Source organism: Micromonospora sp. NPDC050200 (assembly GCF_040656135.1).
GTDB lineage: Bacteria > Actinomycetota > Actinomycetes > Mycobacteriales > Micromonosporaceae > Micromonospora.
Window position 1 is genome coordinate 94,966 of sequence record NZ_JBFALG010000016.1, and the last position, 13,612, is coordinate 108,577.

Annotated in this window: 12 protein-coding genes; 8 read left to right on the forward strand and 4 right to left on the reverse strand. The window is 74.9% G+C overall.

What is annotated here, in order from left to right; all coding sequences use genetic code 11:
* The first annotated feature begins 12 nt into the window (after positions 1 to 12).
* From AB0I41_RS13635 to AB0I41_RS13660, 6 genes are all read left to right on the forward strand, one after another.
* Positions 13 to 468: an SRPBCC family protein gene (locus AB0I41_RS13635; RefSeq protein ID WP_357106163.1), complete on the forward strand. Its 456-nt coding sequence runs from the start codon at positions 13 to 15 to the stop codon at positions 466 to 468.
* 34 nt (positions 469 to 502) lie between these two features.
* Positions 503 to 1,162: a hypothetical protein gene (locus tag AB0I41_RS13640; protein ID WP_357106166.1), complete on the forward strand. Its 660-nt coding sequence runs from the start codon at positions 503 to 505 to the stop codon at positions 1,160 to 1,162.
* Positions 1,163 to 1,233: 71 nt separating this feature from the next.
* Positions 1,234 to 2,181: an ROK family glucokinase gene (locus AB0I41_RS13645; protein WP_357106169.1), complete on the forward strand. Its 948-nt coding sequence runs from the start codon at positions 1,234 to 1,236 to the stop codon at positions 2,179 to 2,181.
* Positions 2,178 to 2,894: an endonuclease/exonuclease/phosphatase family protein gene (locus AB0I41_RS13650; protein ID WP_357106171.1), complete on the forward strand. Its 717-nt coding sequence runs from the start codon at positions 2,178 to 2,180 to the stop codon at positions 2,892 to 2,894. The genes AB0I41_RS13645 and AB0I41_RS13650 overlap by 4 nt, the downstream gene beginning before the upstream one ends.
* Positions 2,895 to 3,041: 147 nt before the next feature.
* Positions 3,042 to 4,448: an NAD(P)-binding domain-containing protein gene (locus tag AB0I41_RS13655; RefSeq protein WP_357106173.1), complete on the forward strand. Its 1,407-nt coding sequence runs from the start codon at positions 3,042 to 3,044 to the stop codon at positions 4,446 to 4,448.
* A gap of 175 nt (positions 4,449 to 4,623) precedes the next feature.
* Positions 4,624 to 5,439 (forward strand): alpha/beta fold hydrolase, encoded by an 816-nt coding sequence (locus AB0I41_RS13660; protein ID WP_357106176.1) that lies wholly within the window; start codon positions 4,624 to 4,626, stop codon positions 5,437 to 5,439.
* A 9-nt stretch (positions 5,440 to 5,448) separates the two neighbouring features.
* On the opposite strand, the gene AB0I41_RS13665 is transcribed toward AB0I41_RS13660, so the two are convergent.
* Together AB0I41_RS13665 and AB0I41_RS13670 are read right to left on the reverse strand one after the other, a co-directional pair.
* Complete coding sequence (locus tag AB0I41_RS13665) at positions 5,449 to 6,867, reverse strand: trehalose-6-phosphate synthase (RefSeq protein ID WP_357106179.1); 1,419 nt, start codon at positions 6,865 to 6,867, stop codon at positions 5,449 to 5,451.
* Between the two features lie 181 nt (positions 6,868 to 7,048).
* Positions 7,049 to 7,882, reverse strand: a complete 834-nt coding sequence (locus AB0I41_RS13670; RefSeq protein WP_357106182.1) for a DUF308 domain-containing protein — start codon at positions 7,880 to 7,882, stop codon at positions 7,049 to 7,051.
* Positions 7,883 to 8,130: 248 nt separating this feature from the next.
* On the opposite strand from AB0I41_RS13670, the gene AB0I41_RS13675 reads away from it, so the two are divergent.
* Entirely contained in the window at positions 8,131 to 8,841 is a 711-nt protein-coding gene (locus tag AB0I41_RS13675) for a lysophospholipid acyltransferase family protein (RefSeq protein WP_357106185.1), read from the forward strand.
* 16 nt (positions 8,842 to 8,857) lie between these two features.
* Here AB0I41_RS13675 and AB0I41_RS13680 read toward each other — a convergent pair whose 3' ends face one another.
* Positions 8,858 to 12,493: an adenylate/guanylate cyclase domain-containing protein gene (locus tag AB0I41_RS13680; protein ID WP_357106188.1), complete on the reverse strand. Its 3,636-nt coding sequence runs from the start codon at positions 12,491 to 12,493 to the stop codon at positions 8,858 to 8,860.
* A 124-nt stretch (positions 12,494 to 12,617) separates the two neighbouring features.
* Here AB0I41_RS13680 and AB0I41_RS13685 point away from each other — a divergent pair, with 124 nt between their 5' ends.
* The gene (locus AB0I41_RS13685; RefSeq protein WP_357106191.1) at positions 12,618 to 12,827 is read left to right on the forward strand and encodes a hypothetical protein; all 210 of its coding nucleotides are present in this window, start codon (positions 12,618 to 12,620) and stop codon (positions 12,825 to 12,827) included.
* A gap of 60 nt (positions 12,828 to 12,887) precedes the next feature.
* On the opposite strand, the gene AB0I41_RS13690 is transcribed toward AB0I41_RS13685, so the two are convergent.
* Complete coding sequence (locus AB0I41_RS13690) at positions 12,888 to 13,580, reverse strand: Crp/Fnr family transcriptional regulator (protein ID WP_088961072.1); 693 nt, start codon at positions 13,578 to 13,580, stop codon at positions 12,888 to 12,890.
* Positions 13,581 to 13,612 lie beyond the last annotated feature (32 nt).

Consider the following 13,612-nt stretch of genomic DNA (forward strand, 5'->3'; position numbering starts at 1 on the left):
TAGCCTCCCCCCATGGCGGACTCCTCCACCCAGTCGATCATCGTCGGCGCGTCACCGGACCGGGTGGCGGCGGTCATCTGCGACTTCGCGAGCTACTCCGAGTGGACCGACGCGGTGCGCCGGGCGGAGGTGGTCGAGGAGTACGAGGACGGCTACGCCAGCCAGGTCCGCTTCATCATCGACGCCGGGGTGATGGCCGACGAGTACGTGCTGGCGTACGAGTACGCCGAGGACCTGTCCCGGATCGAGTGGCACCTGGTGGCGCCGTCGAAGATGCAGAAGTCCCAGCGCGGGTCGTACGACATCGTCGGCAACCCGGACGGGACGTCGACGGTGACCTACACCCTCGAGGTCGAGCTCTCGGTGGGCATGCTCGGCATGTTTCGCCGCAAGGCCGAGAAAATGATCATGGATACGGCGTTGAAGCAGCTCAAGCGCCGGGTAGAAGCATCCGGTGCGGCACAGTGACGCGGCAGCCGGCCGTACGGTAGAGGAGCCGACCATGGGGGGTACGCAACCGGGCTCCGCCCGGGAGGAGGCCGAGCGGCTGGTCGCCACGCTGCTCGCCACGGCACGGCTGACCGACCCGGGCGCCGGAGGCGACCCGTGGGGTCCGCTCGGCGGCATCCTCTCGGGTGTCCTCGGTCACGGTGGCGCCGCGTCCCGGCCGGCCGGCGACGGGGGCGGCACCGGGGGATTCGCCACCGGTTCGCCCGAGTGCTGCGTCTGTCCGGTCTGCCGCGGTATCGCGGCGTTGCGGGACCCGAGTCCGGAATTCGCCGAGCGGCTCGCCACCGGCGCGGGTGATCTGGCCGCCGGGATCGCCAGCCTGATGCGCGCGTTCGCCCCCGCCGACCGCGGGGAAGCCTCCCACGCGCCCACCGGTGCGGCCGGGCGCGCCGCCGGGTCGGACGCCGACGCCGATCACGTGTGGCGCGAGGCGACCCGTACCGGGCATGATTCTCCGTCGGTACCGGAGCGGGACGTCTGGTCCGCTGCCACGCGGGCGGAGGACGTGGTCGTGCCGGCCGCCGCCCCGCCCGTCGACGACGCCGGGCCGGTCGCACCGGCCCAGGTCCGGCCGACGGCCGACCGTCCGGTGGTGCCCGCCTCGCGTGCGCCGGCCGGCGCGGGCGGGGACGCACCAGGCGACGGGGCCTGAACACCGGACATCCGACAGCGCGCGGCCGGTTCGGCCGATGTCGGGCAGCACAGCAGAGGGGAGTGGCAGCGGTGACGCTGACCATCGGAGTCGACGTCGGTGGCACGAAGGTGGCCGGCGGTGTCGTGGACGACACCGGCGAGGTTCTCGTGCAGGCCCGACGGGACACCCCCGCGGACGACGTCGGCAAGACCCGGGACGTCATCATCGAGCTGGTCACGGAGCTGGCCGTCGGGCACGAGGTCGGCGCGGTCGGCATCGGCGCGGCCGGCTGGATCGACGCCTCCCGCTCCACCGTGCTCTTCGCCCCCAACCTGGCCTGGCGGAACGAGCCGCTGCGCGAGTACGTCAGCAACGCGACCGGCCTGCCGGTCATCGTGGAGAACGACGGCAACGTGGCCGCCTGGGCCGAGTTCCGCTACGGCGCGGCCCGGGACGCCGACGACTCGATGGTCATGTTCACCATCGGCACCGGCGTCGGCGGCGGCATCGTGCTCGGCGGCGAGCTGGTGCGCGGTGCCAACGGCATCGCGGCCGAGCTGGGCCACATGCTGACCGTGCCGGACGGCCACCAGTGCGGCTGTGGCCGGCTCGGCTGCATCGAGCAGTACGCCAGCGGCAGCGCCCTGGTCCGCTTCGCCCGGGCCGGCGCCCGGCAGGAGCCGCAGCGCGCCACCGACCTGCTCGACCTGGCCGGCGGCGACGCCGAGGCGATCACCGGCCCGATGGTCACCGCCGCCGCGCAGGGCGGCGACCCGATCTCCGCCGAGGCGTTCGCCCAGATCGGGCGCTGGCTCGGCACCAGCCTCGCCGACATGGCCCAGATCCTCGACCCGCAGGTCCTGGTGGTCGGCGGCGGCGTCGTCGAGGCCGGCGACCTGCTGCTCGGCCCGACCCGGCGCTCGTTCACCGCCGCGCTGGCCCAGCGCAGCCGGCTCCCGGTGGCCGAGGTGCGCCCCGCCGAGCTGGGCAACACCGCCGGCGTCATCGGCGCCGCCGACCTCGCCCGCAGGCGGTGAGCGCCGCGCCGACCCCGCCGGGCGGGGTGCGGCTGCGGGTGGTGTCGTACAACATCCACAGCCAGCGCGACGACCCGGCCGCGCTGGCGGCGGTGGTCCGCGGGGCGGCCCCGGACGTGGTGATCGTGCAGGAGGCCCCGCGCCGGTTCCGCTGGCGGCAGCGCTGCACCACGCTCGCCGAGTCCTTCGGCCTGGTGGTGGCCGCCGGTGGCCTGCCGTCGCTGGGCAACCTGCTGCTGACCAGCCTCCGGGTCCGGGTGCTGGCCACCCGCTGCCAGCGGTTCCCGCTGACCCCCGGGCGGCACCTGCGCGGCGCGGCGTACGCCGAGTGCGCGGTCGGCGGGGCGCGGTTCCTGCTGGCCGGCTCGCACCTGTCCACCGACCCGGCCGAGCGTCCCGGCCAGGCCGCCCTGCTCAAGCGGGAGCTGGCCGGCGCCGACCTGCCGGTGGTGCTCGGCGCGGACCTCAACGAGGGTCCCGACGGGGCGGCCTGGCGCACCGTCGGGGAGGGACTGACCGACGCGGCGGTGGCCGCCGACGCCGCCGACCGGCACACCTACTCCTGCGCCGATCCCCGCCGGCGCATCGACGCGCTCTTCGTCGACCCGCGGGTGACCGTGGCCGGGTACGACGTGGTCGACACCCCGCTCACCCGCCGGGCCAGCGACCACTTCCCGGTCCTGGCCGACCTGCTCCTGCCGGCCACCGGCTGAGCCCGTGCCCCGGGCCGGCCCCGGCCCCGCCCGCGCGACGGCCGGCACGGACCGCGCGCCCGGCGAGCCGGGCTGGACAACCGGCTCCGGGTACGGGGAGGATGCCCGTCGAACCGGCGTTCGTGCCGCACATAAGGAGACACCCCGGTGCCACCCTCCCCCGAGCACGGCCGGCGCGAGCCGGAGACCACGCTCGCCCCGAGCCGGGACGGCCGCCCGGTCTCCGACCGGGGCGACACGGTCTGCGTCATCGGCGCCGGCGCCAGCGGCCTGACCGCCGTGAAGAACCTGAAAGAGCACGGCTTCGGCGTCGACTGCTACGAACGCGAGACCGGCGTCGGCGGCGCGTGGAACTGGCGGCACGACCGCAGCCCGGTGTACGCCAGCACCCACCTGATCTCGTCGCGGCCGTTCACCCAGTTCCCCGACTTCCCGATGCCGGACTCCTGGCCGGACTACCCGCACCACAGCCAGCTGCTGTCCTACTTCGAGCGGTACGCCGACCACTTCGACCTGCGCCAGCACATCTGGTTCGGCACCGAGGTCGTGCGGGTCGAGCCGGTGGCCGGCGACCGTTGGGACGTCACCACCCGCAGCACCGGCGGATACGGCCCGGAGCGCACCTCCCGCTACGCCGCCCTGGTGGTCGCCAACGGCCACAACTGGTCGCCGAAGCTGCCGCGCTACGAAGGGCTGGAGGAGTTCCGGGGCGAGGTCATGCACGCCTCGTCCTACAAGGACCCGGCGCAGCTGCGCGGCAAGCGGGTGCTGGTGGTCGGCGCCGGCAACACCGGCTGCGACATCGCGGTCGAGGCCGCCCAGCAGGCTTCCCGCTGCTGGCACTCCACCCGCCGCGGCTACTGGTACGCCCCGAAGTACGTCCTCGGCCGCCCGGCCGACCAGGTCAACGACACCCTGCTCGCGTTGCGCGTGCCGCTGCGGATCCGGCAGTGGCTCCACCACTGGACGCTGCGGCTGACCGTCGGCGACCTGACCCGGTTCGGCCTGCCCAAGCCGGACCACCGGGTCTACGAGACCCACCCGATCGCCAACAGCCAGCTGGTCTACTACGTCGGCCACGGCGAGATCACCCCGGTGCCCGAGCTGGCCCGGTTCCACGCCGGCGGGGTCACCCTCACCGACGGCCGGGAGATCGACCCGGAGCTGGTCGTCTTCGCCACCGGCTACCTGCCCCGCTTCGAGTTCCTCGACCCGAAGGTGCTCGGCGACGACGACGCCTCGGGTCGCCCCCGGCTCTGGCTCAACGCCTTCGCCCCCGGGTACCCGACCCTCGCGGTGGCCGGCCTGGTGCAGCCGGACTCCGGCATCTTCACTCTGTCGCACTGGCAGGCCGTCCTGTTCGCCCGGCTGCTCCAGGCCCGGCTCGGCCGGCCGGAGCGGGCCGCCGCGTTCGCGTCCCGGGTGGAGGCCGGTGCCGGGGAGCGGTACTCCGGCAAGGTCAAGGACAGCAGCCGGCACTGGTTCGAGGTGGGCCACGCCGACTACCTGCGCGCCGTGCAGCGCGCCCTGTACGAGCTGGAGAGGCGCCGGTGAGCGCGAGGAGTGAGCCGGTCCTGCGAGCCCCGCAGTCGCGAACAGAGAAGGCGCCGGTGAGCGCGAGGAGTGAGCCGGTCCTGCGAGCCCCGCAGTCGCGAACAGAGAAGGCGCCGGTGAGCGGGGGCAACGTGGCGGGGCCGGGTCCCGCGGTCGCGGACGAAGGGCGGACCAGATGAGCGAGCGGCTGCGGATCATGCGGGGCCGGGACTGGGCCCGCCCGGTCCGGCCGGCCCGGCGGGAGGTGCTGGGCGCGGCCCCGGAGCTGGAGGAGGGGCGGCCGCCGCTGCTCCTCGTCCCCGGCTTCGGGCACGGGGCCTGGGCGTTCGCCGAGCACTGGCTGGAGCACGCCGCGTCGCGCGGCTTCCCGGCGTACGCGCTGAGCCTGCGCGGGCACGGCGGCAGCGAGCCGGCGCCGAAGGCGACGCTGCGCGCGTACACGCACGACGTGGTCCAGGTGGCGGCGGGCCTGCCGCGCCAGGCGGTGCTGGTGGGGCACGGCGCCGGGGCGCTCGTGGTGACCCACGCGCTGGCCCGCTACCCGGCCCGGGCCGCGGTGCTGGTCGCGCCGGTGCTCGGCGGCTGGTCGACGGCCGGTGTGGCGCTGCGCCGCAACCCGATCGGCACGCTGCCCGCGCTGGTCGGCGCCGGCCTGCGGCTCAGCCGCCGGCAGTTGTTCAGCAGGGAGCTGCCCGAGGCGGACGCCCGCCGGCACGTGTCGCGGCTCGGTCGGGCCGGGCGGCGCGCGCAGTGGCAGCTGCTGGCCGGCCGGGAGGCGGAGCCGGCGGTGGGCCGCCCGCCGGTGCTGGTGCTGGGCAGCCCGGACGACCGGGTGGTGCCGCCGGCCGCGCTGACCCGGGCCGCCCGCCGGTACGGCTCGGCCCCGCTGCTCTTCCCCGGCATGGGGCACGACCTGATGCTCGACGCGCGCTGGCGGGAGCCGCTCGACGCGATCCTCGACTGGCTGGTCAAGGACCCGCAGCGGGTGTGACCGCCCTGCTCAGCCGGTGCCGCCCAGCCGGGTGACCAGCGAGCCGGTCTGGTCCAGCGCGCTGAGGTAGGAGCGGGCCCAGGCGTGGATGTCGTGGCGGTGCAGGTGCGCGCGCATCGCCCGCATCCGGTCGCCGACGTCCTCCGGGCCGGCCCGCAGCGCGGTGAGCAGCATCTGCTTGAGGCCCTCCAGGTCGTGCGGATTGACCAGGTACGCCCGCTCCAGCTCGGCCGCCGCGCCGGCGAACTCGCTGAGCAGCAGGGCGCCGGTGTCGTCGACCCGGGCGGCGACGTACTCCTTGGCGACCAGGTTCATCCCGTCCCGCAGCGGGGTCACCGCCATCACGTCGGCGACCCGGTAGAGAGCGGCCAGCTCGGCGCGGTCGAAGTGCTGGGTGAGGTAGTGGATTGCCGGCTCGCCGACCCGGCCGAACTCGCCGTTGATCCGGCCGACCTCGCGCTCCACCCGGTCCCGCAGGATCTGGTACTGGCCGACCCGCTCCCGGCTGGGCACCGCCACCTGGACCAGCACCGTGTCCCGGACCTTGACGTCACCGCTGGCAAGCAGCTCGCTGTAGGCCTTGAGTCGCTGCTCGATGCCCTTGGTGTAGTCCATCCGGTCGACGCTGAGGATCACCTGCTGCGGGTCGCCGAGGTCGTGGCGCAGCCGGCGGGCCCGGGCGGTCACGTCGGGGCGGCCGGCGAGCGCGGCCATTTCGGCCGTGTCGATCGAGACCGGGTAGGCCCCGACCCGCACCACCCGGTCGTCGACGCCGATCCGCCGGTCGGTGGCGGGCAGGTCGAGCACCTTCGCCACCAGTTGGGCGAAGTTGTGCGCGGCCTGGGCCCGCTGGAAGCCGATCAGGTCGGCGCCGAGCATGCCGCGCAGCAGCTCGGCCCGCCGGGGCAGCTGCATGAACAGCTCCGGCGGCGGGAACGGCACGTGCAGGAAGAAGCCGATCCGCAGGTCGGGCCGGAGCGCCCGGAGCAGGCCGGGGACCAGTTGCAGGTGGTAGTCCTGCACCCAGACCAGGCCGCCCGGCTCGGCCACCGCCGCGGCCGCCTCGGCGAACCGCTGGTTGACCCGCTGGTACGCCTCCCACCAGTGGCGGTGGTATTCCGGCTGCTCGACGGCGTCGTGGTAGAGCGGCCAGAGGGTCGCGTTGGCGAAGCCCTCGTAGTGGTCGCGCAGGTCCTCGGCGGTCAGCGCGACGGTGTGCATGCGGACACCGTCGACGTCGGGGAGGCGGGGCGCGGGGCCGGTGCCGCCGGCCCAGCCGACCCAGGTGGCCGGGGTGTGCCGTAGCAGGGGGTGCAGCGCGCTGACCAGCCCGCCGGGGCTGCGGCGCCACTCGCAGGCTCCGTCGGGCGCCACGCTGTCGTCGATGGGGAGCCGGTTGGCCACCACCACGAGGGAACTCGGTCGCATCTGGGGCATTCCGATCCGCAGTGGGCCGACCACCGCGAGGGAGGAACAACCGGGCAGTCGGTGAGGGAAGTGACGGACGGCGGTATTCCTACTGACCGTAAGTTACACCACTGTCGCGTCAGCGACCGAGGCGTGGGCCTCCCGCGATGCGGGCGGAGCGTGCCGGTCGCGCGGCGGAGCGTCAGACGACCGCGCCGTCGTCCGGGTCGTGGTCGTCCTCGTCGCCGGGGCGTAGCCGCCAGATCAGCGTGACGAAGCCGGCGAGGATGCCGGTGAACCCGAGCAGGGTCACCACCGAGGCGTCCGCCGGCAGCAGCGCCGGGTTGAGGAAGAGCACGAAGCCGAGCACGATCGCCAGCACGCCGACCACCGCGTACTTCGACACCCGGGGCAGCGGCGGGGGCGGGGGCGGGCGGTAGCCCTCCTCCGGGTCGTCCGGCAGGTCGGCGCCGAAGGTGTCCAGGCCGTCCAGCAGCGAGGGCTCCTCGGGCCGCGTCCGGCCCACCGAGATACCGGAGATGTCCGCCGCGTACGGCAGCCGCCGCACGTCGGTGGCGGTCGGGCCGGTGGCCTCCTCGGTGCGGGTCGCCGGGGCGCCGGTCGGGCCGGTGGGGCCGTCGTCGTCGACGTCCTCCGCGGCGGGCCAGGGGTGGCTGCCGGCGGTCGGGGCGGTGTGGAAGGCGGCGACGATCCGGTCCCACTCGGCGTCGACGTCCGGCTCGCCGCGCGGCGGCTCCGGGGTTGATTCGTCGGCGAGCTGGGTGAGGTAGTCCCTGGCGGTGGTCAGGTGCGAGCGGTCCACGTAGAGCCGGTCGACCGGGCGGGCCGGGACCGTGGTGGTGCGGGTGACCGGGTTGAGGTCGGCGGAGGGCTGCAGGTAGGCGGCGATCCCGCCGGCGGCGAGCACGTCGAGCAGGTGCTCGCCGACACGCGGATCGACGTCGCCCGCGACGGCGTACTCGCTCGCGTCGAGCCCGTTGTCCCGCCGCCCCCGGCGGGCCCCACCCGCTGACACCGGACATCCTCCTCGGCGCACCTCACGGTGCGGTTGTGTCGGCGCCCCGTACGCCGTGCCCTGAATCGTGACACGTCCGGACCCGGTTCCGGGAGTGCGTTGTGGCGTGCCGCTCCCGGTTCGTAGGCTCATGGCCGACGATCCCGCCCGCCGACGGCCTTTTCCGGCGGGGTCGCCGGGTCCGCCCGGCGGCCCCGGCCCGCCCGATCGGCGGCGGTGTCGCCCGCCCCTGCTCCGGAAGGACACCGTTGCTGTACTGGCTGATGAAGTACATCATCCTCGGCCCGCTGCTCAGGCTGATCTTCCGTCCCCGGGTGGAGGGGCTGCACCACGTGCCGGAGACCGGCCCGGTGATCCTCGCCAGCAACCACCTCTCCTTCTCGGATTCGATCTTCACCCCGCTGATCGTCCCGCGAAAAGTCACTTTCGTGGCCAAGGCGGAATACTTCACCGGTAAGGGCATCAAAGGCTGGCTCACCAAGGCGTTCTTCGCCGGCACCGGTTGCATCCCGGTCGACCGCTCCGGCGGGCGCGCCGCCCAGGCGGCCCTGGACACCCAGCTCACGGTGCTGCGGGCCGGCGGCGTCGCCGGAATCTACCCGGAGGGGACCCGCTCGCCGGACGGGCGGCTCTACCGGGGCAAGACCGGGGTGGCCCGGCTCGCGCTGGAGAGCGGCGCCCCGGTGGTCCCGGTGGCGATGCTCAACCTCGACGAGATCCAGCCGCCCGGCAAGCTCATCCCCAGGATCGCCCGGGTGCGGATCCGGTTCGGCCCGCCGCTGGACTTCTCCCGCTACGCCGGCCTGGCCGGCGACCGCTTCGTCGAGCGCGCGGTCACCGACGAGATCATGTACGAGCTGATGGAGCTCTCCGGCCGCGAGTACGTCGACATGTACGCCACGAAGCTGAAGAACCAGCCCCCCGCCGAGCCGGTCACCCGCGAGCCGGTCGCCGCCTGACCGGCGGGTCGCCGGTTCAGGAGGCCAGCGCGGGCCCGGCCTGCGGCACCGGGCCGCGGGCCAGGTCCAGCAGGCCCGGGGCGTCGTTGCGCAGGGCGAAGGTGCGCACCTCGGCCAGCGGCGCCCGGGCCGCCGGATCGTCTGCCAGGGTCAGCTCCGCCGCGGCCAGGGCCAGGGCCAGTATCCGATCGGTGACGTCCGGGATGCGGGCATAGATCTCCGCCCCGGCCAGGTGCAGCTCGCCGGCGCGCCGGTGGTCGCCGTCCGCCGCGGCCAGCGCCCCGGTCACCGTACGCAGCGCCGCCTCCGACCACGGGGTGCGGTGACCCAGCTGGTCCAGCATCGCCCGGACCCGTACGGCGGCGTCCCGGCCCGCCAGCGTCGCCGCGTACGCCGCCGCGGCGATCCACTCGCCGCTGGCCAGCGCCGGCACGGCCGTCCACGCCTCTGCCAGCTCGTCCAGCAGCGCGGCCGCCTCGTCGAGCCGGCCCTGCAACGCCCGGCACAGCGCGGCCATCCCCAGCATCGTCCAGTACGGCCGGTGGAAGCCGCCGCGGCGGGCCGCCTCCAGCGCCGCCGCCACGTCGTCGCGGTGCCGGTCGGCCCCCACGGCCGCCGGCGCGTCCGGCGACCGGTCGTCCCGGGCGGCCGGCAGCGGGCGCGGCGCCGGCGGCACCGGCTGACCCCGCAGCACCAGCAGGCACGAGCGCAGGCCGCGCACCTGCATGTCCCAGCCGCCGGTGGGGGTGTCCACGAACGCGTCGGCGGCGGCCAGCAGCCGGCCGAAGTCCCCGTCGAAGTACGCCCGCATCGCCTCGCCCGAATAGCTGGTGGCCAGGGTCTGCCCGCTGCCCCGGGCGGCCGGCGCGGTCGACAGCAGCGCGTCCGAGCGCAGCCAGTCGCCCTCCTCGCGCAGCGCGAAGGCGAGGTTCTGCAACGCCCGGGGCAGGGCCAGCAGCTGCTGGGCCCGGCTCGACTCGACCAGCGCGTGCAGCTCGTCCAGGCCGGCCCGGTCGCCGGCCTGGTAGCGGGCGGTGGCCGCGGTGATCCGGGCGTTGGTGCGGGTCTCCACCAGACCCAGCCGCTCGCCGATCCCGGCCGCCGTCTCGGCGGCGGCCACCGCCGCGCCCCGCTCGTAGTTGAGCATGTGCAGCCGGCCCAGCTCGGCGTGCGCGTCCGCCTTCTGGGCGCTGTCCGGCAGCGGCGCGAAGAGCGCGACGGCCCGGTCCAGGCAGGCCACCGCGGCGCCGCGGTCGGCGCGCAGCCAGGCCGCCTGGCCGAGCAGCGTCCAGGCCCGGGCGCCGCAGGCGTCGTCGCCGTGCGCGAGCAGCCGGTCGGCCAGCGCGTGCAGCTGCTCCGGGCCGCCGCCGGAGAGGAACGCGTTGCCGTCCCGGTAGAACGAGATCTCCGTGCTCAGCAGTTCCAGTTGCAGCCGGTCGACCGGGTCGCTGTCGTCGGCCAGGCCCAGCGCGCGGCCCGCGTGGCTGGCCGCGGCCTCCAACCCGTGCAGGGCGTACGCGCGGCGGGCCGCCCGGTGCAGCGCCGCCCGCGCCGGGCCGGCGTACCGCTGGATCGGCATGCCCAGCGTCCGGGCGATCTCGTGGGCCGCCCAGCGGTGGTGCGCCAGCACCTCGGCCAGGTCGGTGTCCCGGCTCTCGGACAGCGCGTCCAGCCAGCCCGCCGTCCGCTCGTGCCGGGCCACCCGCTCGGTACGCGGCAACCGCTGGTAGCAGACGTCCCGCACCAGCACGTGCCGGAACCGGAACTCCGGCTGCCCGGCCATCGTGGACGCCGCCTGCTCGTGCACGAAGTCGCGCTGCTCCAGCCGGCGCAGGGACCGCTCCACCGACTCGACCGGCTGGCCCAGCGCGGCGGCCACCGCGCCCGGCCAGAACTGCACGCCGACCACCGAGGCGGCCAGCAGCACCGCCCGGTCCTTGGCGTCGAGCAGGTCGACCCGGTTCGCGATCACCGCGTGCACGCTCTCCGGCATCGGCAGGTCCAGGTGCTTCTCCAGCGACCAGCCGCGCCCGGACTGGCGTAGCGCGCCCTGCTCGATCAGCATCCGGACGTACTCGTGGGCGTAGAGCGGGTTGCCGCCGGCCACCTCGATCAGCGGGCTGAGCATGTCGGCGGAGAACGCCGCCTGGCCGAACATGTGCGCGTAGAGCGAGGCGATGCCGGTGTCCCGCAGCGGCGGCAGGGTGATGGTCACCGAGCCGGTGATGGTGCCCGCCCAGCTCGGGTCCCGGTCCACCAGCTCCGGGCGGGCGGTGCAGAGCAGCAGCAGCGGCACGTCCCGGGCGGCGGCGCCGAGCAGCTCGACGAAGCGCAGCATCGCGTCGTCGGCCCAGTGCAGGTCCTCGAAGACCAGCACGGTGGGGCGGCGGGCGGCCAGCGCCAGCAGGAAGCGGCGCCACGCCGACTCGGTCTCCTCGGCGGGCAGGGGCACGCCGGTGAGTCCGACCAGCGGGCGCAGCGCGTCGACGACCCGCTCCCGCTCGCCCGGGCCGACCAGCTCGGCCACCGCCGCGCTCAGCCGGCGCGCCGCGGTGGGCGCCGGGTCGGTGTCCAGGATCCCCGCCTCGGTCTTGACGATGTCGGCCAGCGCGGCGAACGTGACGTTCTCCCCGAACGGCGGGCACCGCCCGGTACGCCAGCTCAGCGGCTCGTCGACCAGCCGTCCGGCGTGCCGGTACAGCTCCCGGATCAGCCGGCTCTTGCCGATGCCGGCCCGCCCGAAGAGCGCCACCACCTGGGGGCGCCGGTCCCGCATCGACCGGTGCAGGGCGTTGACCAGCAGGCCCAGCTCGTGTTCGCGGTCGATCAGCGGGGTGGTGTCCGGCTCCCGGTCGGTCGGCTGCCGGCGTACCGGGGACAGGGCCAGCCAGACCTCGGTGGGCGTGGAACGCCCGCGCAGGGTCACCGGCGGCTGCTCGGCGTACCGGATGGCGTCCTTGGTCAGCGCGTGGGTGGTGCCGCAGACCAGCACCCCGCCGGGCGGCGACACCGACTGCATCCGGGAGGCGGTGTTGACCACGTCGCCGGCCACGATGGCCTGCCCGCCGTTGCGGGCGGCGGCCACGTCGACCAGCGCCTCGCCGGTCGCCACGCCCACCCGGAACCGCAGCTCGTCGGCGCCGGTGGGGGCGAACCGGGTGAGCACCCGTTGCAGCTCCAGCCCGGCCCGGACGCAGCGCAGCGCGTCGGTCTCGGTGGCCACCGGCGCGCCGAACAGCGCCATCACCGCGTCGCCGATGTACTTCTCGACCACGCCGCCGTACTGCCCGACGACCCGTTTCGCGGCGGAGAAGAACCCGGTCTGCATGGCGCGGACCTGCTCGGGGTCGGCGCGTTCGACGTACGGCGTGAAGTCGATCAGGTCGACGAAGAGCACGCTGACCCGGCGGCGGTCCTCCTGGGGCGTGGCGGCGGGCCGGCCCGAGCCGACCCGCGGCGCCCCGCAGGAGGTGCAGAAGGCCGCGTCGACGGCCAGCGGCCGCAGGCAGTGCGGGCAGAGCGCACCCAGCTCCGTCCCACAGCCACCGCAGAAGCGGTCGCCGTCGGCGGCGGTACGTCCACAACGGTCACACTGCGCGGAGATGACGCCCTCCACTGGTGGGTCTGCCTGCCGGTCGTCGCCGGCGTCCACCGCGAGTATCGCCGCTGCCGCCGCTGTCAGGTACCGGGCTGTTGGCTTGTGGACACTCCTCCGGCCGGCTGGGAGAGCTACATTCAGGCGGCCGAAATCCCATCATTGATCAAGGGGAGAGATCATGGTGTATGTGAAGCTCGAGAGCGACTGGACCGACGGTGACGGCGTCGCCCACTCCGCGGGGGAGTCGGTCGACGTCGACGCCGCCACGCTGGCCGTGCTCCAGGCCGAGGGGATCGTCAGCGAGCAGTCCGGTGGCGGCAAGGACGGCACCGACTGGGCCGGACCGACCGGCACCAACTGGGCGGGGCCGACCAGCGCCACCCCGTGAGCGTGGGCGGATGACACCGCGACGTGGCCGGCGCGTTCCGCGCCCGGCCGCGTCGCGCGTTCAGCGGTCGTTCATCCCGGCCCGGCGACGCAGCGCCGAGACGTCGGTGACCACGATGCGGCGGCCCTCGGTACGCAGCCAGCCCCGGCTGGCGAAGGAGCCGATCGCCTGGTTGACACTCTGCCGGGATCCGCCGGCCATCTCGGCCAGCTGGCTCTGGTTGAGCTCGATTGTGATCATCGGGGCCTGGCTCTCGCCGGCCAGCCGGACCAGGGTCTTCGCCACCCGCCCGGGCAGGTCCAGGAAGACGTGGTCGGCGTTCTGCTCGGTGAGCCGCCGGATCAGGCCGCCCAGCGAGCGCATCACCGCGTCGAGGATGCGCGGGTTGGAGTGCACCAGCTCCATGAAGGCGGGTCGGGACAGGGCCAGCGCGGCGGAGTCCTCGATCGCCTCGGCGGACGCCGAGCGGGTGGATGCGTCCAACAGTGACACCTCGCCGAGCACGTCCGGCGGTCGGATCACCGACAGCACGGCCCGCTCGCCGGTCGGCGCGGTGCGGAACACCGCCACCGCCCCGCGGCGCAGCACGATCAGCGACTCGCCGGGGTCGTTCTCCACGAAGAGCAGTTGGCCCTTGCGGTAGGTGCGCGGCACGGCCGCCGCGATGACCCGCTGCCGCACCTCCGGCTCCAGCCCGGCGAACATCTCCACGCCCGTGAGGGCGTCACCCGGCTCCGGCAGGCGCATCTCCACGGCCCAACCCCTCCACGGTCAAGGACCACAAC